Source organism: Mesorhizobium sp. M1396, from assembly GCF_040317725.1.
Lineage (GTDB): Bacteria > Pseudomonadota > Alphaproteobacteria > Rhizobiales > Rhizobiaceae > Mesorhizobium.
Genome location: NZ_JAMYLA010000004.1, coordinates 74777 through 100470, shown reverse-complemented (window position 1 = coordinate 100470; position 25694 = coordinate 74777). Strand labels below are relative to the sequence as shown.

The 25694-nt window shown below is 63.4% G+C and carries 1 protein-coding gene; it reads right to left on the bottom strand.

What is annotated here, in order from left to right; all coding sequences use genetic code 11:
- Nucleotides 1-8: 8 nt before the first annotated feature.
- Entirely contained in the window at nt 9-25688 is a 25680-nt protein-coding gene (locus tag NKH02_RS03905; RefSeq protein WP_352876623.1) for a hypothetical protein, read from the bottom strand.
- Nucleotides 25689-25694: the final 6 nt, after the last annotated feature.

The following is a 25694-nucleotide window of genomic DNA, read 5'->3' as shown; positions in this document are numbered from 1 at the left end:
TCATTGTCTCATCGCACTCCAAACAGACTGGACAGGCGCGACAACAGACCCTTGCGGTTGCTCCATTCGGCGAGACCATTGAGGTCGTCCGAAGTTGCGTCGCCATCGTCCTGATCCGCATCGGGCGCTGCATCGTGCGGACGGTCCTGCTGCCGACCCTGTGCGGCAACAAAGGTTCCGCTGGCCTCGTCAAACACCCAGTTGAGCTGGTCGCTTGCCTGCAAGCCGGAAGGAGCCCCAGTCAGCACGATATCGTCGGTCTTGGCGCTTGCATCGGCCTCTGACTTGGAATGCGCCGTACCGCCGGAAGCTCTTGCGCTCGATATCGTCGTGGCGTCGCCAACCGATTCAGGCCGGACAATGCCTGCGCTCTGGAGCAATCCATGCTCCTGCGCGCCGACAAAGACGCCCAGGCCATCATGGAAGAGCTGCGTGTCAATCACCTGACCAGCAGATCCGGCCTCCGGCAGCCGGCGCTCGCCGGCGGCCAACTCAGCCGACATCACGCCCGCCTCGCTCTCATCGTGCTCGAAGCCCGCCTGATGACCGATTTCGTGGATCAGCACCGACAGAAGGTCCATCCGTCCATCGGCCGCGCCGCCCGGCAACGCCGTCAGGTGCCCGGAGGCATCAAGCTGGAACTCGCTGCTGTCAAGAGGTGACAGGTCAACGAACCAGCCCTGTCCGGCCGCGTTGCGGTCGATCAGCACCGCGCCGAACACCGACTGTGCCAGCGCCGAGCCAGGCAGATCGGTGATCTGCACATCCAGGTTCGACAGCTTTGCAAGCTGTGTCGCGTCGAGTTGGCCGCTGACCGACCAGATCGCCATCGCCTGCGCCAGCATTGCCTTGGCCTGATCAATGCCGACCGCCGTTGCCGTGTCTGCGGCCTGGCCGAGCGAGGCGAGCGCCAGCTGATTGGAGCTGGTGCTGAACGCCGACGCGTTGGTGCGGATCTGCAGCCGGTCGAAGGACGCCCCTGCATTGCCTGTCACCAGACCGAACTCGCCATCGGCAATGGCTGCGTTGAAGCCATAACTGCCAGCGAATGCGCCGTTGACGGCGATCGAGAGGGCAGCGCCTCGTATGGTCAGCTGGACGTCATAGTCCGTCGCTGAACTGAGCGTGCGTGCGAAGCTCTGATCGATCACCGTGCCGCCCTTCGACGTCACGTGTCCAACCAAGACCTTCTGGCCGACCACATCCAGCGTGACGAACTTGTAGTCGTTGGCGCCGTAGTAATCGAAGACGATGCCAGCGGTCCCGGCGGTCTTCAGCTTCGCCGTCAGTTCCAGATAGGCGTCCGACCCGATCGCCGGGCCGACGTCCAGCAGGTTGGTGCCGGCGCCGGCCGCCGCATTCAGCCTGCCGCCCGAGAGCGTCCAGCCTTGAGCCGCGGTCTTCGACATCGGATAGGTCGGCGGCCCGTTGAACTCGGCTGCGTAGTCGAGCGTGATCTGCGGCGGCAAGACCTGGACACGGAAGTTGTCCACCGTACCCTTCGAGCCGCTGTTGCCGACACCGACGAGGCCCTTGTTCAGCGCCACCGGCTGACCATCGACGATACGCGGCGCGAAGGTGTAACTGAACCAATTCACGCCAGCCACGGTCAAATTCACGTTCGTGCCGTTGACTGCGAGCAGAACATCGTAGGCCTGGTTCGCTTTGAGCTGCACCGGCTTGTTGGACTTGACCAACTGATGCCAGCCGCTGGCGTCGCGGTAGCCCATCTCGATCTGGTCGTTCGAGATATTGATGCCGGCATATTTGAAATCCGTCGGCGAGTAATAGTCGAAGATGATGTAGGAGTTGGCCTTCCAGCCGCCCGTCGGCTTGTCGGCCGTCAAGGTCGCCGCGATCTCGTAGTAGATCGGCGTATAGGCGTCGAGATAGAGAACCGCGGCTGCCTGATCCCAGGTGCTTGCCGACTGAACAGTGAGCTTGCCGCTGGTGACGGCGAAATTGCCCTCGTCAACCGCCAGGACCTTGGCGTTGCCATCGTTGAAGTCAGCCGTGCGCAGCACGTCTCGCTTGCCGCCAGGGATGTTGCCGGCCTGGGGATCCGTCGGACCGCCGGTCTGATCCTGCCAGAAGCCATGATCCTTCTGGGTGATCAGGCCGATTTCACCTTCCACACCGCCCATGAACATATGGACGTGGCTGTACTTGTCGTCTCCGTTGATGCTGCCAGTGTCAGCGGTGCGGGTGATGTCGACGCCGTCGCTGAATGCCTGCGCGTAGAGGAAGTCGAACAGTTGCGGCGGCACCTGGCGGCTAACCGTCGCGATACCGAACGGTGCGAACGGCACCAGGTAGGTGTTGAACTCCCCGACCCAATCGATCAGGCGGTCGCCACCGGTGTTGCCGATCAGGATGTCGAGCCCGGCCCCGCCGAAAACGCGGTCCTCATACATTGGGTGCGTCTCTGGCTGGTCATTCAGCCAGTTGTTGGTCGAGCGTACGTCGTCAGCATTCAGGAGGTCGTTGCCCCAGCCGCCATAGATGTGGTCGCGGCCGGTACCGCCAACGATCCAGTCATTGCCCAGGTCACCAAAGACCGCATCGTTGCCGTCGGTGTTGCGCTGCGCAAACGCCGTCGGCGTGCCGTTTGGTGCAAAAGCGATCGCACCGTTGACCAGCGGTCCTTCATTGTCGACGAGGTTGAGGAAATACTGACGCGTGATGGGCGGTGCGCCGGTCTTCCATACCGAACCATCGTCGTTGAACATGATTGTCCGGCGCGGATCGTACTCGTCATACAGGAAGAACTCGCCGAGCCGACTCTGCACCGGCTTCGGTGCGTTCCACGGATCGGTGTCGGGACCGAACTTCAGCACGTCGCCAGGATTCCAAGGCCGCGAGAAGTCGGTGCGCACGATGCCGACGACATTGCCCGCCGCATCGAAGCGCTGTGTATAGGAATCCGGCAGAGCTTCGCCGCCGCCGACCGCGTCGTCGCCGGAACCGCCGTGGATGAAGTCGTCACCCAGGCCGCCGAAAATGATATCGTCGACGACATTGGCGTCAAACAGCGGATTGTCGCCGCCCAGCGCATTCGGCGTCAGATTGTAAGGGGTCAGGTCGACCGCCTTCTTCATCTTGCCGCCGACATTGATCGTCTGCGTCTGCACCTGTCCGGGCGTGTAGATGAACTCGTTGAGCACATCGCCCTGGCTGGTGCGCGTATCCGGATCGGTCGCCAGCAGTGGCAGCACGCCGAACAGGGTTTCGCCGTAGGTCGCGCTGTTGCGGCTGGTGAAGATGCGGCCGTCGTCACCCAGGATGCCGTCCTCACCGGTACCACCGGAGATCCAGTCATTGCCCCAGCCGCCGATCAAATCGTCGTTCTCGGCATCGCCGAACATCCGGTCATGGCCGCCGCCGCCATAGGCGGTGTCGTCACCGGTCTCGCCATGGAACTCGTCATGGCCACCGATGTCCTGCTTGGCCCATAAGCCGAACTCGCTGCGATAGGCAGGATCGTTCGGGTTGGTTCTGGAGAACAGGTCCGGACGGAAGTCCGGGCCACCCGGCGTGTAGTCGAGCAGATGGATGCCGCGCACGACGAGGCGTTCGCCACCGGCGCGCGCCGGATCGTTCACGTCGTAGTTGAACTGGACATAGAGTTGTTGCCCAGCCGTGCCGTTCGGATTGATGTCGATTTGATTGACGCCGACGATCCGCACGATGTTGCCGTTGTCGCCGATCATGGAGTCGGCATCGCGAGCAAAGCGCGAATTGGCCAGCGTGCCATCATTCGGCAAATTTTCGTCATTGCGGTCGATCTCGATGCCGGCGCCGCCGAAAATGTAATCGTCACCGTCAGGCCGCGCATTCGGATCCGTGAGGCTGAAGAAGGACGAGGAACCACCGATCAGATCATCCTGGCCGAGGCCGCCGAATATCTGGTCGTCGCCGCCACCGCCTTCGATGTAGTCCTGACCGTCGGTCGCCGCCGCGAAGGAGGCGATCACCGTGAGCGGACCGATAGGATCGGTGACGCCGCCAGATGTGCGCGATGCGCCGACATGCGAGGTACCGGCAAAGGCAAGCTCGATGCCGCCGTCGCCCTGGACCACGTCATGGCCGAGTTGACCGAACAGCTCGTCATTGCCTTCGCTACCAGCGATGTAGTCGTTGCCGAAGCTGCCGACGCCGGCCGTGCCCTCGTCGAAGGCGAAGGTGTGCAGCGCCGCGTAATCGACCGAATACTCGCTCCACCATGGAGCCCCGTCCGGATCGCGATACCGCCGCGCGATACTGTCGACCAGCAGCAGGCCGCTGTTGTCGGCATTGACCGTGCCGAGACCGGCCGGCATCGGCCGGTCGGTACGGCTGTACATCAACGTTCCGGCCAGCGTCTGGAAGCGCAGGCTGAACGTGTCATCGAACAGATTGCCGTCAGCACCGCCCTGGCGCGACAGGTAGACGTTGTCGCCGAAGACGCGATCGTCCTGCTGGTCGCCATCGAGCAGATCATGGCCGGCGCCGCCAACGATGACGTCGCGGTCGAGGCCGCCGAACACCACATCGTCACCGCCATTCTGCAGCTCGGCCGATTTGATGCCGGTAACCAACGCCAGTTCGGTCGTCTGGATGCGCTGCTTCAAAGCTGATGGCAGGTTCGGATCGTCGACGAACATTTCGATCACGCCGTGATCGGCGAAGATGATGTCGTCGAAGTCGCCGAGCACGCCGGCAGCCGCGACCGAACTCGGCCCGTAGCCGAGATGCGAAGCACCATCGCCGAAGATCACGTCGTTGCCCGCATTCATCAGGTCACGAACCGACGACTTGACCGGCTTGATCGTCGTGCCGTTGGTGTCGGCATCCGGATTGGCCGAAGGCAACGGACTGTTGTCGACCGTATCGATGAACAGCTGGCGCGTGAAGATGTTCACGTTGATGCCGCTGTCGCCATAGATGTGATCGACGCCGCGGTTGCCGATGATCAGGTCATCGCCGGAACCGCCGGCGAGATGATCGCCAGCCTGGCTGCCGTAGATCGTGTCGTTGCCCGCGCCGCCATAGATCGTCAGGCCCACGCTCGGCAGGTTTGCCGACGACGTGCCGGCGAACAAGGCGCTGGCATCGATAATGTCGTTGCCGGCGAACTTGTAGGGGTTGGCGAGCGGGAACACCCACTCGTCATCCTCATTCTCGCCGTCCTGTAGTTCCGGGAACGGATCGAACGGCTTCTCGCCGAATTCCATGCCCAAAACATTGTGCGCCTGACCGGAATACCAGATCCCGTCCTGGCTGGTGTCGCCATAGATGACCAGTGGCGAGTTCGGCCCGGCACCCCCGGTCACGATGATATGGTCGCCGCCGATGCGCGCGCCGCCGTCCAGCGTGACGTCGACGCCTGAAACGGTCATCGCAACTCCGGTTTTCGGCGTAAGCGCAACGCTCTGCAGCGTTATCACGGTCGCGTTGAGCGCCTGGATGGTGAACGTGCCGGCAAATCCGCTCAGCTGCACCTTCTGGCCCACGTAGAAGCCATCCGCCAGCCAGCTGCCGACGCTGCGTGTCAGGCTGTTGGTGGCGATGTTGACGGTCGCCGTCCCGGTGATGGTGCGCGGCTCCGCGACGTGCAATGAACGCTCGGCATAGCTGTTGAACGCGTTGGGCGCGAGCACTGTGCCGGCCGGCTGGCCGGCGCGCGTGTTCGGTGCGCTGAGCACCAGCCTGCTGCCGTCACCCCATGTCAGCGCGGAGTTGGCCGGTGCCGGCAGTGTTGCGTCGCCGATCGCCAGAATGGTGCGCGTATAGGTTTCACCGGCAAGCTGGATCACTTGGCCAACCTGATAGCGGTCCTCCGACCAGTCGCGGCCGTCCTGACGGGTGACGATAATCTGTCCACCGGTTCCGGCGGCGATGTTCATCGGGCCGGCACTTTCCAGATACATGTTGCCGCCGCCGTGGACGAGCGTCAGCCCGCCATGTTGGCCTTGCACGTAGAAGCTCTTCATCGCGTCGCTTTGCGTTGCGAGCGGCGCGCCTTCGAGCGTCAGCGAGTAGCCGTCCTGCGAGATCTCGATGATGCGGAAGTCACGCTTGCCGCTGGCATCGACCATCGTCACCAGATGTCCGGCGAGATAGCCTTCATCCGCCCATTTGGCGCCGTCCTGGCGTGTCACGATGCCGCCGGTATAAGTCGGGTCGACATCGACTTCGGCCACCACGGTCTGCAGCACGGCGTTGGTCACGGGGTTGATGCGATTGATGGTGCGCGGTGCTTCCGAGACCGGCGCGAGTTGTCCGCCGATGACGCGCATGACCGCGCCGGCGATCGCCGCGATCTGATACTCGCCCTGGGCGAAGTCCTCATTGATCGAGATGAAGTCTCCGACCGCAAAGCCGGCCCAGTTGCCGCCGTCGGTGCGCGTGACGATACCGCCCGCCGTCGTGCTGGCAACATCCACCGACTTGTTCGTCGTGATCACATCCTTGTCGAAAGCAGTGATGGTGTGGGACCCATCCGCCACGCTGGCGAGCGTCGGTCCGCTCAGAACCAGGATCGAGTTGTCGTTCGGATCCGCGCCCTCGGCCGGATTGGCCGGATTGATCAGCGCATCATTGATGGCGATGATCGTCCAGACGCCCGGCAGGTTATCGATCTTCACCGTTTGGCCGACGAGAAAGCCCATTGCTTTCCAGTCGAGTCCGGTGCGCACGATGGTGCCGCCATTGACGCCAGATGGCGTTATATCGAACGTGCTCGTCACCTGCACCGGCGGCGCAGGATTAAGTGTGCCTTCGATGACAAGCTTGTCGTTGCCTTCACCGAGCATCAGATTGACCACCTCGATGGTGCTCTTGGTGCCGTCGGTGCCGAAATCGCCGTTCGCGTCGACGCTGATGCGTCCGAAGCTGATGCCGCCTGGGAAGAAGCCGGATTCACCGAAGGTCGGATCGCCGGTCACGCCAAGCCCCAGGCTCAAGTTGTCAGCCATGTTGAAGCCGGTGAGCGTCGTCTCCGTCATCACACCGCCGACATCTTCCTTGCTGGTGTCGTTGAAGATGTTCAGCACGTCGATCTGCTGCGATTCCGGCGGCTGCTGGCCGATCGCGATCAGGAAGTCGTCTGCTTCGCCTGGCAGCTTGAGGCCGTTCTCAAGCGAACGGTCGGCGCCGGTGACGCCACCCTCGACAGCCAATGGTCCGCGCAGCTTGGACAGATAATGGCCGGAAACCGGGAAGACCTTGACGCCTTCGCGGGTGATCGGCACTTCGTATTCGGTGTCGGCGCGCAGCTCGACCGTCTGCTGCTGGTAGTAGTTGGCCGGCGTGAACACGGCCACAGCCGCGGTGCGAACCACGCGCACGTCGTTCAGCGTGTCGCCGAGATGCGGCAGGATCTGCGCGACATTGGTGCCGGTGATCTGGATCGTGGTGTCCTTGGTGTCGTTGTCGCCGCGGATGATCGCGATCTTGAAGTCACCGATCAGATTGTCGGCCGTATCGAACAGGCGGATCCACTGGCCTTCGAGGAAACCGAATGACAGCCAGCCATCGTCTTCGTCGCCAAGTCCGGCGATGGTGATCCGATAGGTCGGCACAACTCCTTCCATGACCTGCTCGAAGCGGATATTGCCGGTGTACTCGCCGTCCCGTGCCAGATCGGACAGGATGACGTCGTCCTTCGCGCCTGTCGCGGCCAACAGCCTGTCGACCTTGAAGAACTTTCCATTCGCATCGATCGAGGTAATGAAATAATCGCCGCTGCCGGCGCCGGCATTGCCGATGCGTATCTGTTGGCCGACGAAGAAGCCTTCATCGACGAAGCTGCCGAGATCGGCACCAGTGCCACGCGTAACCTTGCCCAGGCCACCTTCGTTGGAGAAGAAAAGATTGCCGTCGAATATCTGCGTTGGTCTGAGGCCGCCAATGATGCTGTATCCGGAGCCGGGCGTGACCGCGATGCCATTGACACTGACGACATCCGCCAGGCCGTCGGTGAGGACCGCGACGCTGACGTTGGTCGACGGCGCCTTGGTCAAGCGGATCGTATAGTCGTCGGTATCCGATCCATCGCCGTTGAGCAGCGTATTCCCCTCACTCTCCAGCACAACCGCGCCAGCGCTGTCATTGTCGATCACGTCGATGTCGACATAGCCTGGGCCTGAGCGCAGGTTCGGGAACACGTAGTTGTGGTTGGCGTCGACTGTCAGCGCCTGGTCGAGCTGGAAGAAGATCGCCGCTGTGTGCGGATCCTCGCGCGGGATGTCGTCGCGCGCTTCGATGCCGACGCGCACTGCATCGTCCCAGTTGCCGCTGTCGAAAGTGATGCGCCAGTAGCCGTCGGCACCCTTGAACATGCGATTGTCGAGACCGTTCGGATCATCGACGTCGTAGATCATGATGTTTTCGTCGCTGAACTCGTTGACGTACAACTTGACGACGATCGTGTCGCCCGCGTCGGGCGCCTTGGCGAGCTGCACCAGGAGTTCGTCATTCAGCTTGGTCGTGGCATTGCCTTCGATGACCAACGAGCGGCCATCTTCGGTGTTCGTTCCGGGCGTCACCTCGGTGACATAGATTCCGGGCGTGTCGTTGTCGCGCAGGTCGACCTCGACGTTGCGCACGTCCGCGGCGTCGAAGGGATCGCCGTTCGGATAGGCCGCGGCCAGCAGTGCCGGAGCGACACCGCTGGTGTCGGAGATGACGCTGTGCTGGACGACGACCACCCGATCGCCCTCGGCGCGCAGATCGTCGGGCGCATAGAGGTACACGTTCTGCGCCGTGTTCCAGTTGGTGCTGTCGAAGGCCAGCACGATCGAGCGGTCGTTGATGATCGTCGGAACGCCGTTGATGGTAATGACATGCTGGAATTCGCCGTCGGTTCCGACGACGCCGGGATCCAGCTTCGAAAGCCAGATCGTGTCGCCGATGCCATTCGGCAACGGTGCCGGATTGATCAGCGTGCCGTCTTCTTCCTGCTGTGGCGAACGTGCCGCCGAGATCGTCACATAGACGATCTGGCCGGCCAGCGGCGCCACCGCCAGCCTGACGGTGTAACTGTCGACATTGCGCGGCCCGCCTTCCCGAACAGCTGTGAAGCCGTCCGTTTCGTCGATGCGGACGATGCCCTCCTGGGGACCCGCCACGTGATAGTCGAAGCCATCGACCAGGACGCCATCGTAGAGTGGATCGCCCGAAGTGACGAGGTGGTCAACAGCGCCGGAGGCGCCTTCCAGCTCGCGCGTGATGATGTCTTCCGTGACATCGCCCGCGACATTGATCGTGTCGGAACCCAGACCGCCGATAACGCGATAGGCTACGCCGAAAGCCGTCGATTGAATGAAGAATTCGTCGTCGCCTTCAAGCCCGTCAACCTCGACCACTTCGATCGTGGTGTAGCGGACATTGAGGCCGGCGCCGAAGATACCCTTGTCGGTGATGGCGAAATCGTCGGCGAACTCCGTCCCGAGGATAACCAGCTTGTCAAAGCCGGTGCCGCCGTCGACCGAGACCGGCGCATTGACGTTGTATTGCACTTCGTCCTCGCCGCCGCCGGCGCGGATGTCCGGGGCGCGCGCGACCGAAAATCCGAGCCCGATGATCGGCTTGGCGACGCCGAAGTCGTCGAGCACGATGACGTCGTCTGTGTAGTCGTCTGGCGTCGAGTCAGCGTCGGCGAAATTGATCACGCCATCGCCATTGGTGTCGAGCGTGACCGCCGGCAGGTCGTCCTGATCGATCGTGCCGTCACCGTTCCAGTCCTGGTTGGCGACCGCCGCAATGGCGAACGCGCGGACGATGAACAGGTCGTTGTTGTCGTCGCCTTCGAGCCGCAATTCGGCCTGGTTGGCATAGACCCGGAATTCGTCGTTGCCGGTGCCGCCCTGCGCCACCATCGGCGCACTGATGCCGGGGCTCAGCCAGCCGCGTGTCGTGGCCACCATGTCGGGGAACACGTCCTGGTCGAGCAGGCCGCCGCCGAAGAACGGCGTGACGCCGTTTTCCGCATCGCCGGTGCGCTTGGTGCCGAATATCTGGCCGATGTTGAAGGAGTCGTCGCCGGCGCCGCCTTGCAGCGAAACGATCGCGGTGGTGTCGTCGGAGTAAAAATTGTCGTTGCCGCCCTGCCCCTCGATGGTGATCCGGCCATTCAGCGCGGTGTCGTAGTTGATGCGCGCGACCTCGTTCGAGGGCTCATTGTCCTCGATCGTGTCGGCATAGGTCTTCGGCTGTCCGTAGACCATGGCGACGTAGGCCGGACGGTCGGCGGCTTCGTGCGGCAGATAGTTGGCGCCGCGCAGCAGGAAGATGTCGTCGATCGGCTTGTTGCCGCCGACCAGGCCATTCTGCGATGAATCGTACCCGAAGATGGTCAGTTCATCGACACCGTCGATGGAACGCCCGCTGTCGAGAATGTTGATGACGTAATTGCGCTGGAAGTCGGTGCCTGCGGTGCCCTGCCCCGGATTATTGGAGCCAAGCGTGTAGATCTCATAGAGATCGGTGCCCGACACGCCGTCGAGCGTAAGCGTGTGCTCGGCCGCCGTCTGCATGTTCGGAGAGGTTTGCGTCGCGGTATCCTGGAGGTAGTAGACGCGGAAGCGGTCTTCGCCATCGACGTTGTTCACATTGAGGTTCTGGCTGCCATAGGCGCGCGTCTTCGAGCCGAGGAAGATGTAGCCGGCGCTGCCCTGCGTATTGGTGCCACCGGCACCCGACGTGTCGCCGAAGTCGATCGTGTCGACATCCGTGTTGCCGAAGATTCGGGTCAGCACGGTCGGTCCGGTGACCGGGTTTGCTGTCAGCGTCGGCGTTGCCGAGCCGACCGGCGCGCCGATCGTCTTGTTGCCTGGCACCACGGTTGCGTTGGCGATGATTCGGCCACGCAACACCATCACGGTGCCGAAGGCGACATCCAGATTGGCGAGCGCATGGATGATTTCGTTGGTCGCCGACACGTCGCCATAGATGTCGATGCTCTTGGCTGCCAGCGTTTCGCTGTTGGAGTCGAGCGTCACGTTGTCGCCGACGCGCAGCAGCACGGAACCCTTTTCGGCGAAGATCTGGCCATGTGCGATCGCACGCGACGCATCCGGCTGGAAGGTCGGGAAGGTCGCACCGTCTTCACCGAAGCGGGCGCTGCCACTGTGCAGCAGGTCGAGGTTCTCGCCCTGAACCGAGGTCTCGCGCACGGTGATACGGATATCGCCATCATAGGCGTGCGCCAGCACCAGCCGCAGATTGCCGGCGGTGCCGCCGGGAACCTCCGGCGCTTCGGCCAGGTAGATGTTGTCAGCGGCTTCAAGCGCGACGTCGTCATCGCTCGAACCGCGCGATGAATCGATCTCGAGGTCGTTGGCAAAGGCGCCGATGGAGCCATTGCCGTTGGCGTCGAGGTCGATAGTCTGGCCCATCACGTCGGCCAAGTCGTCGCCCGCGCCGTTGTTGCGTGAATCCAGGATCGAGCCCGCGACGGTCCTTAGCGACACATCACGGATCGTGTGGACGGTATGTACATGCATGTCGCCGACGACTTCGTCGAGGAAGATGCCGAGGGTCGAATCCGCACTGATGTCGAAGGCGCGCAGCACACCAAACCCGCCGACGCCATTGCGGTTGTCAACGTTGATCTCGAGGAAATTGCCCGGCTCACCAATGCCGCCCAAGGGCGAATTGATGTCAAGCAGCGTCGGGTTGAGCACCTGAGCGGCGACCTGGAAATGGGTCGGATTAAACAGCCCCACCCCAGCGGCCATGGTGATGTTGCGGCCGGAGACATCGGCCTCGATCAAGGTCGGGTTGCCGTTGTCGTCGCGCGCATCAAGGATGCGCCGCGGTGAATACAAAAGCACATCGGAAGCGTTGGAGCGAATGCGCTCGACGCGCATGTCACCGGTCTTTTCCGTCAGCGCGATATAGCCATTGGTCAGCACGTCGAGGTCGCCAGCGCCGGCGATCTCGGTGATGCCAAGCACGTTGACGGTGGTCGCCGTCGGCGCGGGATTGGCTGCCGCGACGATGATGTCGCCGCCCGCAACGACCGAGCCTGCTTGCAGGCCGGGCAGCGTACGCAGGCCGGTTGCCGGGTCGAGGCCCCGGAAATCATAGGTCGACGCGATTTCCGTGTTGCCGGTGGCGAAGACGCCACGGCTCAGCGACGGGATAGCTCCCGCATCCGGCCGGAATTTATTGTAGTAGGTCTGTCCGCCGGCAGGCAACGCTGGCGCCTTGACCAGCAGGCCGCCGGACTGACCGTCGCCGAACTGTTCAACGCTGGCTTGCAGCAGCACGTCCGCCGTATTGCCGGCCTTGATCCGGTCGATCTCGACGATGTAGAAGCCGCCGGCCGGCGCCTCGCGCAGCAGCGCCTTGAGGTCTAGGTTGATGTTGCCGAGCGCGTCAGCGGTGAAGGTTTCAGCCGAAATCAGGCTGTGCAGATCGGTCAGCGCGCCCGCCGGTGCCAGATCGATGGCCGTGCCGGCCAGGGCGTTTGCCAACGTGGTCGCCAACATGACGTTCTGCCCATCGGGCGAAGCGATGATGTAGTAATAACCGCCGTCGGTGAGCCCGCCGATGGCCGTGGTCACGGCATCATAGCGGACCAGCTGGCCGGTATAGAAACGGTTCTCGACCCCAAGGAATACCTGGTTCGTCAGGCCGGCGACACGGCCGGTGTCGAAGCCTATGCCTAGCGGCAGGCCGGCGCTGTCGACGATGTCGATGTTCACGCGCGCACCGGTCGCGCCGATGTTTTCGTCGGCGCGAATGTTCAGGATGTGCGTACGGATCAGCGACTGGCGGCCATCACTGCCCGTGACGCCGCGGTCGTTGGTGGCGAACACCGATCCGTCGGTGTTGACGATCGACGTCGTGCCGATCGGGTTGTCGATCTTGCCATTGATATAGATATCGGAATGGCCACCGGTGTCGGTGATCTCGATCAGCGTCGGCGCGACTTCGCGCACCACGTTGAAGGTCAATGTCACGCTCTGCGACGGATTGAGCCATGCCAGCGGCTGCTCGTCGGTGACGACATCGATATTGTTGATAATGATGTCCTTGTCGGACTCGTTACGGATCGACACGCGCTGCAACGTATCGCGGAACGTCCAGGTGCCGCCTGCGCCGGTCATCGAGTTCGAGTCGAACACCACGTCGCCGGGACCCGGATTGACGATGTTGTTGACGACAATGTCGTTGCTTTGGATTGTGCTGCCTTGGCCTTCGGTCGCGCTGCCGCCACCTGCGGTGTCGTTGACCGACACTTCGACCGCCACATCGATCTCGCCGTCGGCGCCGATGACCAGTTGCTTGATGACCAGTTCGGGTGAGCGGCCCGAAAGGATCAGCACGTCGGAATTGAAATTGATCGATTGCGGCCTGTCATCTGGGCTGCTGCCGCTGGATCCGCCGGCGGCGAGCGAGCGCTTGCTGTCGTCGGCGTTATCTGTCTGCGAGATCGAGCCGTTCACGGTCGAGGCAAAAAAGGCCAAGTGCTCGGCCGAGCTCCCGGGTTCCTGCGGATAATCCGGATGTCCGAGCACGGCATCATTGTTGTCGCGCGGACCGGCTGTCACCAACGCGCCTGCCGCACCGAAAATCTCGGATGAGACGTCGGTGTCGTTATGAGCGTCGGAATCGACGAAGCCGAACAGGCCCGTGGACCGGGCATAGGATTTCGCATGCGTGTCGACATTGTCGTAGCGGGTGATGAGGTCGACGCCTTCCCAACCCGTCAGGTCGGCGCCTGCATTGATCCGCACCTGCGCATCCGGCCGTGCCGTGATCGTGCTTTCGGCCTCGCCCTCGCCATAGAATCCGGCGCCGCGTCCGTCGCTACCGGAGAAGACATGGAACTTGTCGACCCGCGCCGCAAGCGAAGTGCGCCGCGCGCTGAGCACGGCATTGGCTGCCAGCGAGACGATCGCGTCGGCCTGGTCGGCGTCCGGATCGGCGTCCGGGGAACCAATATTGACATGCGTGATGGCGTCGCCGTCACCGCCGAAGCCGATGCCGGAGGCGGTCGATTTGGCCGTCACATCGACGGATGCATTCGCCGTGGCCTTGGCCAATTGACCGGCAAGAACGATGGCGTTGGAGCCTATTGTCGAAACCGTATTGTATTCGATGCGGACATCGGTGGTCGGGTCGGCCAGGCCGACCGCACCGCCAGCGCTCGACTGCGAGGAGGCGCTGGTAATGGCATTGCTTGCCGAGGCAAGCGTGAAGTTCTTGCCTGCGGTGATGCGCGTGCCATCACTGATCGTCGCCGTGCTCGTGATGTCCTGATAGCTGCGCGCGTCGGCATCACCGATGGCAACGAAGCCGCCCGTGCCGTTGACCGCGTAGGAGGACGTGTTGGTCGTCACCGATGTGCTGACGGTGACGTCGCCCACGGTCGTGATCTGCGTCGCGGAGATTGTCGCCGTCACGTTCGGATTGCTGATGATGTCGGCGTCGTTAATCTGCACGCCGACGAAGCCGCCACCTGACCCCTTGGCATAGGCCGAGGAGACTCCATCGCCCGATTGCGGAGCGATTTCGCTGAGCGGAACTTCGCCCGGGCCAAACAGGAATTGTCCCGGCGACGCCGATGTAGCGCTGTCGCTGATGTCGATGCGCAGTTGCTGCTCGCTGTCGGCGGCTGCCGAGATGTCGACCGCAAGCGCCGCAAAGCTGTGATTGCCGTAAGGCCCGGGCAGGCCCGTCGGCGCCAGGATGATCTGACTGCCGCCGCTCGGCGCATTCCACAGTTCGAACGTGTTGTCGCCAGCGCCGCTGACGCCACGCACATAATAGGTCTTGCCGTCTTCGAGCCCGCCGATCGGCAGATTCCTGGCATTGACCAGCGAATGCGTATCACTGGCGCCGACATTGAGCGCCGGATTGGCGCTGAGGCCCTTGTTCGGGTTTAGCGCGATGATCGGCTGATCGAAGGTCTTCGTCAGCGTGCCCGCGGTGACGCTGTTCGCGACAGTTAGGATCAGCGTGCTACCGGAAACGCTGGCGATCGTGAACGTGCCGGAATTGGCGCCGCCGCCGCCGATGAACAGCGTGCCGGCTGCAAAACCGTTGTCGGCCCAGTTGAGGCCATCAGTGCGGGTAATACGGTCACCAAGGGCATTGCGAACGAACTGCACCTCTTCGGTGATCGCGTCGTTACGCTTGAGCTGGATCGTCGAGGGGTTGACGACATGCACGCGATAGGTCTGGCCGTCGACCAGGCCGCCGATCGCCAGACCCGTTCCTCCGCTCGCATTCTTGACGTCGTAGACAACGTGCTCGCCCTCGACGAAGCCGTGCGCCAGCGCGTTCCCGTCATCGTCGAAGAAACGGATGTTGTCGGCGTTGGCATCGGCGATTGGCGAGCCGTCAGGATTGAGGCTGCTCGAATTGACGTCCACCTGGCGACTGACGAAGGTGCGCGCGTCAGGCGCCTCATAGGTCACCGCCGTCCCGTTGACGAAGCCATGCCCGGCGATGGTTATGCTGTTGCCCGCGACATCGTCCGGCTGGAAATTCTTGAGGTAGTTCTGTGGGTTGACCGCCTTGTCGAAGCTGTTCACCAGCTTGATGTGCGACCCGTCGATGACCAGCACATAATAGAGGTTGCCCTCGGTCAGCCCAAAGCTGTCGACTGTTTCGTCCGGTCCCGGATAGTAGCGGACGGCATCGCCGCTCAGGAAATTATGGCCACCCGCGAACTCGATGATCTCGGTGTTTGGATCGATGTCGGCAGCGTTAAAGACGGAGCCGAAATAGAGCGTGTTCGGATCTGTCACGCCGGCATTGACGACATTAATCACGCTGTACTGACGGTTCACAGCCGAATCGTCCGGATCCGGCCAGTTGAGGCCGGGAATGACGGCGCCGCCACTTCCGGCATCATATTCGACCGTATCGCCGGTCACCAATCCATGCCCGTTCACGGTGATCGTGTTGGCGGTCCCGTCGACATCGACGATTTCGTAGGTCGGCTGCACGCCGGGGATCGGCGAGGCGGAAGCTTCGACCAGGATATCGCCGGTCGCATTGATCACCACGCCGGCGCCGATCGAGCTTGCAACCGTCGGGCTGACATGGGTCGTCGCATCCGAAGCGCCGGCCCCGAAAATGCCGCCTATCGAAATGCCGACAACCTTGGCGTCGCCCTCGGTTTGCGCCTGTGCCTTCAGCCGCACATTGCGCGCCGACTGGATCGAGGTGTTGTTGCCGATCGAGGCGCTGACCGATGATGGACTGGCCGTTGCGACCGCACTGTTGATCGTCAGTGCGCCAAGAACGCCGCCGCCGGCGGCTTCAGCCACGGCGAGCGCGCCATTGACAGCGAGGGCTTCGATCATGATGTCCGTGACCGAGACGATGTTGGCGTTCATCGCGGCGTTGCTCTGGCCATTGGCCTCGGCTTCGGCCACGGAAGCACCTACCGCCGCCGCGCCGAACGAATTCGCTTCGGCATTGGCGACGGCATAGTTGCGAATGCGCGACTTGATGTTGATGTCACCGGTGATGGTGAATGCACCGCCGGCGCCGATCGTGGTGTTGGCAACGGCATTGGACCTCGCGGTCGGCACCGAGCCCTGGCCGCTGAACAAGCCGCCGCCGGAGGCTTCCGCATAGGCCTTCGCGCCGCGGTCGGTCGCCGTCTCGCCATCGTAATTGTGCGACGACAGCATGACGATGCCGCCAGCGTGAATCGTCGAATTGCCGCCGATCGATGCGGTCACCGTCGGGACGACATTGACTGTCGCCAGGCTGGTGCCGGCCGCCAGGGCGCCGACCGAAAGCGCGAATATGTCGCCGGTCGCATCGTGCAGTGTCCACGCTTCGACCGTGATGAGGCCTGTCGCCTTGATATTGGCGCCGCCGCCAATCGACGCCTCCACGTTCGGCTGAACATCGACGAAGGCGAAATTGAAGGTCAGCGCACCGAGCCCGGCAGCCAGCGCGAAGGTGTCGGAATCCACATTGATCGTTGAGTCCGCATGGACCGTGATCGCCCCGACAGTATCGGTTTGACCGATCTGACTGCCCGCGCCGATCGTGGCCAGGACTTCCTTGGTGTTGTCGTCGTCATCGCCGATGGTGACGTCGCTGTAGGAGGCACCGACGGCCACAGCGCCGGCCTGTATGCCGGTCGTCAGCACGTCAAACGTCTGGTTGCTGCTCGCCGAGACCGTGAGGCTTGCGGCGCCGTTGACCACTGTGTTGTCGAGCAATCCAGCCTGAACGCGACTGGTATCGTTGACCACCGCGACCGATGCACCGAGGCCGACGAAGCCGGCCTGCAGGGCGACGGTCGTGACATCGACATTCTGGCCGAATTGGCCTTCAACGCGGATGGCATTGCCAGCCTTGAGGCTTCCGCCGGCCTTCGCTCTCACCTGGCCCGAGACATTGACGACGGAAATCGATGCGCCCAGGCCGACAAGACCGGCGCCCAGGCTGCCGACCAGGATGTCGACTTTCATCTGTTCACGCGCATTCACGACGATGTCGTGTCCAGCCTCGACCGTTGCACCGCCTTCGACGGAGGCAGTGGTGCCGCGCTCGTCGGTGACGGCGGCGGTCAGCTTGTTGGTCAGGGCGCCGGAGGTCAGCGCGTTCGCGCCAACCTTGTCGCGGGCACCTTCAACACCGGCCTTGACCCGTGAGTCGGCCGTATTGCTGTTGGCGCCGCTGCCGAAGCGGCTCAATTCCCCGGTGACGCCTTCGACGCCATCGTCGGCCTGTCCGCCGGCCTCGTTGTTGGCGGTCTTGGGACTTCCGTCGTCCTTCGTCGCGTTGCCGCTGCCACCCTGGTTGTCCTCATAAGAGTCGCTGAACGCCTCGCCGATCGACCAGACCGACACGGACGCGCCGAGCCCGGCGACGCCGATGCCGCCGCTGAAGGCGAAGCCACGCAGAACCTTGATTGCAACCGCGTTGACCGAGACGTCGCCGCGCGCCCGCACCATGGCGTCGGCATTGATCGCGGCAACCGTGTCGTTCTTGATGCTGCCGAAGTCGATGCCGCCGGCCAAGCCGACGAAACCGGCGCCGAGAGCACCCGCAAAAGACGTGACCCGGACCTCGTTGGCGGCGTTGACATAGACGCCCTGCGCCGTCGACACCGTGCCTGGATGGGCGAGGTAGTTTGCAGCGCCCTGATTGATGTCGGCGCCGACGCCGATCAGCGCCTTGGTGTCCGAATTGAGCAGCGTCACGGTGACCGAGCCGGCCAGGCCGACATAAAGGCCGGCCGCACCGGCGACCGTGACGTTGGTGACCTCTTCCGAGGATTCGGCCTGCACGATGACGCCATGCGCCTCGACCGTGCCGAACCCGCTCGGATCGCTGCCACCAACGATCGTGCCGGTCAGCACGCCGCCAATGCCGGCGCCGTTGCCGGACGCGTCGATGCTGGCATTATCGCCGATCGTCGCTTCGGTCAGCTTGTCGATATTGACGACCGCGACCGATCCGGCGGCGCCACCGCCCGACAGGCCGATGGCGACCGCACCCGCGACAACCACCACCTCGGAATCGTCCTTGGCCATGACGGCGACGTCGCCGCCGGCGACAAGTGTCGCGTTGGCGCCGACGCGGGCATAGGTCTCGGTGTCGAACGAGAGCACCGAGACGCCGCCCGCCAGGCTGACCGTGCCGCTGAAGGCAAGGCCGGCGGAGACGACGATGACCTTTTCCTTGGACGTGGCGATCACCGCAACGTCGTTATTCGCCTTCACGTCCGCGCCGTCATTGATCGTCGCGAACGTGTCGACCTTGATCACCGACACGTCGACGCCGGGCGCGCCCGCGCCCGCGCCGCCAAAGGCCGCACCGGCCCCGACACCGACATGGCTGAAGTCGCTCGCCGCCGCGACCAGGACGGACTGTCCCGCATTTCCGGGGCCGGCCATGTCCTGGTTGATCTGCGCGTCGGCTCCGATGAACGCCTTCGTCTTGGTATCGATGACGTTGACCGCCGCACCGACAGCCACGCCGACCGAACCGCCGCCGCCGACCGAAATTGCAAAAGTCTCGACATCATCCTTCGCCGAGGCCGAGACGGCCACGCCACGGAAGCCGCTGTCGACCGTCGCGGTCGCGACCCGGTTCTGGGTCAGTCCCGGATCCTGCTGGACGTCGTCGCCGCCCTCCTGGTCGAGGTCCTTGAACTGGGTAAGGCCTGACGGCGTACCGGCCTCCAGGCTGCTCGCGGTCGGCTTGTTGCCGCTCTGCGACTCGAAGCTCGACATCGCCTGGCTGCCCGCATATTGGACGTCGTAGCGGCCGGTTCTTGCCGCTACCGTGCCGTGGCCCTCGCCGGTGACGCGTGCGCCTGCGCCGATGAAGGCATCGGTCGCCTTGTCGACCACCGCAACGCCGGCCGCGACGCCGACGCCGGCACTGCCGCCAATCGCCACGCCGCCAACGATCAGGTCCATCTCGGTTTCGTCGAGCGCCTGGACGAGCACGCTGCCGCGTGCCCGCACATCCGTCAGGCCGCCGATCGGCGCCAGCGGGTCCGATCCAATGAAGGCGCGGGTTTTCAGGTTCAGCACGAAGACGTCGGCCGTCAGCGTGACGCCAGCGCCGCTCGACGCCCCCGCAGCCACGGAGAACGAACCGATGTCCTCGTTGCCGGTTGCTTCGACCGTCACATTGCCGTCGACGTCGATGTCGGCGCCCGCCTCGATCGATGCCGTCGTCGTCTTCGTGAGCGTCGACACATTGACGCCTGCACCGACGCCGACATTGCCGGCAGAAACCGCGAGCGAGCCCGCGACTGTCAGGATATCAGTTTCGTCGCTTGCGAAGACCGAGACGCCGGGATCATTGGCGAGCGTCTGGCCGGAAACCTTGCTGTTCGCGCCGATGCGCGCCGTCGTTGTCTCGGTCAGCACCGTCACGGCGACCGAACCGGCGACCGCCGCCTGCGCGGAAGCCGCACCGGCGGCTGCGATGATCAGCACGTCATCGGTGGAAGTCGCCGATACGGAGAGGCCGTTTGCCCCACCGGTGACCACGTCGGCGTCGCCATAGAGCTCCGCCTTCACGTCGTCGAGGTGGACAAACACCGTTCCTGAAACGCCGATACCAGCGCTTTGGCCGAACGCCGCCGCGCCGGCCAGCAGGAACACGTCCGCATCCCCGGTCGCCGTCACGGAGACATCTCCGCCGGCGCCCAGATGCGATTTGTTCAGCGTGCTGCCGGCCTCGACGAAGGCCTGCGTCGATGTGTCGAGATAAAGCACGCCGACCGACGCCGCGACACCGGCCGAGCCGCCGGCGCTGCCGCCGAACGTCGCCGCGATCGAAGTGATGTCGTCGAAGGAGTCGGCGTTGATGACGATGTTGCCCGCGGTCGTATCCAGATCCGCCCCGCCGCCCATCCAGGCGCTGGTGTTGCGTGTGATCACCTGCACGTCGAGGCCGATGCCGACGCCGGCATTGCCGTTCAGCGTCAGGCCGATGCCGCCCGCCCCGCTGACCACGGTCAGCAGGTCTGTCGCCTCTATCTTGATGCCGGTTCCGGCCTCGAGGTCGGAGTTGTCGTTCACCGAGGCGTGCGTCTCCATGAAGATCACGTTGACGCTGGACGAACCACCGACGGCAAAGCCGCCGGACGCGCCGGCGATGCCGGCAGCGAAGCTGGTGACGGCCAGCGAGCCGATGACCGGCAGGGTCTCCGTTATCGGTAGCAGTTCGGCATGCGAGGTGACATTGATCGCGCCCTGCGCTTCGGCGTCGAGATTGATGCCGGTCTGAGCCTTGGTGTTGAGATCATTGACGATGTTGACGGTGACCGCGATGCCCACGCCGCCACCGCCGCTGCCGGTGCTCAAAGCCGCACCGCCGGCCAGGTTCTGCATTTCATTGAGACTGACGGCGCCGATCTCGATATTGCCGGTGTTGGCATCGAGATCGACATTGTCGCCGACCGAGGCCAGCGTGTTGACGTCAAGATAGTTGACGCCAACCGAGCCGCCGATCGCGGTGTTCTTGGAGACCGCGCCGGAGAGGGCGCGCGCCTGGAACGTGTTCTTCTGTCCATTGCCGGTCGCGGCGCGGACCTCGATCGATCCGGCGGTCAGATCGGCGCCTGAACCGATCATCGCGTTGTTGTCCAGAAGCACGATGTTGAGGCCGATCGCGGCGGCAACGCCGGTATTGGAACTGGTGTTCGTGGACGTTGCCGTGGCCAATGCCCGGGCGTCGGTCGTGCTGATCGCCTCGACCTTCATCGCACCGGTGCCGGATATCGTCACATTGCTGGCGATCTGCGCCTGGTTGTCCGCATCGAGGAAGTTGACGGCGATTGTCGCAGCCACATTGGTACCGCCGGAGCCGTTCCCGCCCTGCGTGCCCTTGCCGGTCTGCCCACTGCTGTTGCCATCGGCCTGGCCAAGGCTGCTGCCGCCGCTCTGCGTCGGCGTCTTGGTGCCGCCGCTCTGGTTCTTGGCCATCGCGGTCTGGTTGGTCGTCTCCTGATCGGAGCTGGCACTGTCGGTTGTGCCATCGGACTTCTTCGTGGATTGGCCCTTCGAGCTCGCCTTGGACTCTGCCTTGGTGTCGAGCGTCGAGGTCGCGGTGATCGTCACCGTGCCGACGTTCTGGAAATTGCGGCCGAGGAAAGCGTCGTTGGTGACTTCGCCGATATTCAGCGCAATCGACGCGCCAACGCCAACGCTGCTGCCGGCAGCTTCGCCATCGGCAAGCGTGTGAACCGTACCGGTGTGCGACGCTTGCGCGGCCAAATTGCCCGTCAGCGTGATCGTTGCGCCGCCGCCGGTGCCGATGTGCGCATCCGTATCGTTGTCGAAATAGGCGACAGCAATCGCGCCGCCGATACCGGTAGCGCCTGCAGCGCCGGCCTTGGCCGTCGTTGTCAGCGTGTCATTGGATGTCGCGGTGACCGTGAAATTGCCTGTCGTCCCGTTGACCGTCTCGCCGTTCTCGACGCCGGCAAACGTGCTGTTCAAGCCGATGCCGAGCGCGATCGACGCGCCGACGCCGACACTGCCCGAGCCACTTCCGGCCCCAGAGGAGGTCGCCGTCGTTGTGGTTACGGTCGTATTGATCGCCGTGAGCAGAACATTGCCGCCGGTCAATGTAACCGTCGCGGCACCACCTGCCGGCTGATCGGCATGGTCGAGACCAATCACCCCAAGCGTGTCGGTATCGGCGAAGCTCAGCGCGAACGAGCCGGCCACGCCGATATCGCCGCCGCTGGCGCCGGAGGTCGACTCAGCGCCGAAACGATGCGTCACGTCACCGCCGACGTTCTTCATCTTGGCTTCGGCTTTCACCCCGTCGGCCGTAATGATGCTGCCCGCCCCGATTGACGCCTCGTTGCGCATCGTCGCGATATTGATCGCCACAGCGACACCGACAGCGGTGCCGCTGTCGCTCGTCTTTGCGGTGCCATCGGCTTTCGCCGTCGCGTCCATATTGTTGGACGACTGTAAATTGAGTTCACCGACGCCAGCGCCCTCACCGGCAACAACCGTGCGCCCGTCATTGATCGATGCCACCGCCAGTGATGATGAGACGTTGAGAGCAAGCGCTGCCGCGACGCTGACGTCACCGCCGCCACTTCCACCTGAACTGTTGGCCGACTTGCTGGCGCTGTCGCCATCATTCGACTTGCTGTTGGCAAGACCGACTTCCTTGTCCCGTTGCTCGTCGGCCTTGGTGTTGCCGTCCTCGTCTTTCTCGGCGCCGGCCGCGCTCGCAATCGACTCCGCCTTGCTGGAACCGTCATTGGCGGCCGACAGACTGATCGATCCGTTCGAACGAAGATTGCGGTTCGATGTCGAGAACGCACGGTTGTCCACGAAGGCAAGCGCAATCGCCGCGCCGATCGCCGTCGAGCCGATGGCATCCCCATCGGCCAGCGTCGTGCTGACGCCGTGATTGCTGGCGCTGGCCGACAAACTGCCGGTGATGTCGAGTTCGCCGCCGGAACCGATGGACGACTCGGTATTGTTGTCGATGACGTCGATCGCCACCGCACCGCCGATACCGACATCGCCGCCTTCCGCACCGGCTTCCGCCGTGGTCGCAGCTGTGTGGTTGCCCGTCGCAGTCATGGTGACAGCGTCGCCGGCAACAATGTTGGCGTTGTTGCGGATCGATGCCGAGGTGGAATTGTCGACGATGGTCAGTGCGACCGAACCGCCGATGCCGAGTTCGCCCGCAGCGCCGCTCGCGTCGTCGGGAACCGCATCGGTCTCGACGTTGGTGGTGGAGTTGGCGGTGAGCGACAGATCCGCGCCGTTCAGATTGATCGAGGCGTTTGCCGCGATGTCGGCGGAAGCCTCGGTGATGACGATGTTGATGGCCAGCGAACCGGCCACCTGCGTCTTGGAGCCCTCGCCTGCGCCGGAAGTCGCCTGGGCGACGAAGCTGTCGCCGGCCGCAATCGTGGCGCTCAATGACACCGCACTCGCCGACAGCGACGAGGCGCCGCCGAGATAGCTGCGTGTCGTGACGTCGGCGATGCTCAGCGCCACTGCAACGCCGATGCCGGTCGCGCCCCCAGCGGAAGAGTTGGTGTTGGTGCCGTCCGCCGTCGCCGTTACACTATCCGTCGATTGCGCGGTCAGCGTGATCGCGCCGCTCGATGTAAGGGTGGAGGCCTGAACGAAGGCTTCGGTCGTCGGCCGATAGTCCGACACCGTCACCGCGCCGGCAAAGGTGATATCGCCGCCGCTGGTCGTCGCCTTGTCGGACGTATTGCCGTCCTTGTTGGCGTCCTTCAGACGTTCCTCGGATTCGTTGTCACCGCCCGCACTTTGGTCGGATCCGCCTGCCGTCGACCTGGCAATCGTCGTAATGTTGCTGGTCAGCGTCGCACCCAGCGCGATCGAATCCGGCGTATTGCCGGCATTCGCGCCAATCGTCGAGCCGCCCGAGACATTGGCGCGTGTCGTCGCATTGACCTCTGAAACCGCAACGCTGGCGCCCTTCCCGCCGCTACCGCCATCGGCCTCTGTGGTCATCGTCAAATTGCTGGTCGCAGTCAGCGAGACCGCGCCCGAGACACTGAGCACGCTGCCGGCGAGCACCTCGGTGATCGCGTCGCTGACCAGAACGGTGACGGAAACCGCGGCATCCTTCTTTTCATCGTTGTCGGAACCGGCATCGGACTCGTCCTTCGCGGTCAGCGTGACGGTTACGGTGCTCGACGCCGACAGGCTGGCTGCGGTCACATTGGTGCTGCTGAACTTGACCCGTGCTTCGGGCAGGATCGTCGCGATGACACCCGCGAGCGGCCCGACCTCGGCAGTCTCGGCTTCGACATTGGCTGTCGCGGTTGCGGTGAATTGAGCCGCGCCCGTCACGATGATCGTGGCGCCGGTCAGGTCGATGATCGCCTCCGGGGTCGCGAAATACGCGCCACCCGTGATTTTCCCATCGTCCACCGCCGCTGCAGTCAGGGTCACCGAACTGGCATTTATGATGCTGGAAACGCTGATCTTCTCGGCATTGACGTTAACGGCGCCGGCAGTCACCAACCCGGAGATCGTCACCTCATCCTTGCCGTCCTGGCCGTTGATGAAGATTGCGGCCGAACCGAGGTTCACCGCACTGATCGTCAAGGTATCCTTCGAAAAAATGGGAATGCCCAGATCATCGCCCAGATTGATGGTCAGACTGGTGCTGGGTTTGTTGAAAGTGATCGATTCGAATGTCGGAATGAGGGAATCCGACGACAGCGTCAGTGTCGCGCCGTTGTCGGTCAGAGTCGCTTCATCGTCGGCATTGCTGGTTGTGATGACCCGGTCCGCAACGACACTGTTGTCGATGATCGGTTCGAGTCCGTCATAACGGAGCACGACACCGTCACGCGTGATTGTGCCCGACGTCTGACCAGTGGCTACATACTTCACCGAGGCGAAGGTGCCACCGTCGAGAACCATGCTGTCGAAGCCGGTATCGCCGCCAGCGATGACGCCATTCAATTTTCCGGCTGCACCAACAAAAAAGGTGTCCTCGTTGCCAGCGGAACCGATCAGGTTCTCGACCGTAACGAAGGACACCCCAGCAACATCACCCGAACCGTCGCCAGTGAGATGCCAGTCGGTGTCCTGCGGGGGCCCGACCACAGCGTCGCTGCCGGCGCCGCCACTCAACACAACCCTGCCAGCCAGGGCGGGGTCGATCTCGCGCAGCACAAAACTGTCGTCGCCCACGCCCGCGTCAACGGTCAACGAGACCGCCGGAACTGCAAACCTGTAGGTGATCAGATTGTTGAAGGCTCCAGCGTCAAGCATCGCCAGATTGTCATTGGAACCATTTGAACTTCCGATGCGGATCATCCGCGCCTGCCCGGAACTGTCGGCGTAAATGCGCTGGCTGGCGGCCGTGTCATCCTCGACCGCGCCAACGCTCGCCAGCCCGATGCTATGGGTCAACGCTCCGGCTTGCGCGGTAATGTTGCCCGACTGACCGGCGTCAGTCGCCAGCCGCACGGTGTCAAAGCTGCCGCCGGTCATGGCAAGCGTGTCGTTGCCGCCACCACCGTCGAAGCGCACGTCGAGCGCCGCCAGGAAGTTTTCGCCGAAGTCTATGGTGAGCTTGTCGTCGGCAGTAGTGCCGCGCACCACGATATAGTCGACCTGCTGCACGTTACGCTGGTCGACCAGCGTGTCCGACTTGTTGTCATAGATCTGGATCGCCTGGATTAGATTGTCATAGCGCAGCGAATAGTCGGCGCCGGCCAAGTCGTTCATATCGAC

Bases quoted from the DNA above. Each gene is read 5' to 3' on its own strand.
- NKH02_RS03905 (WP_352876623.1), bottom strand. From the start codon at position 25,688: ATGAACGACTTGGCCGGCGCCGACTATTCGCTGCGCTATGACAATCTA.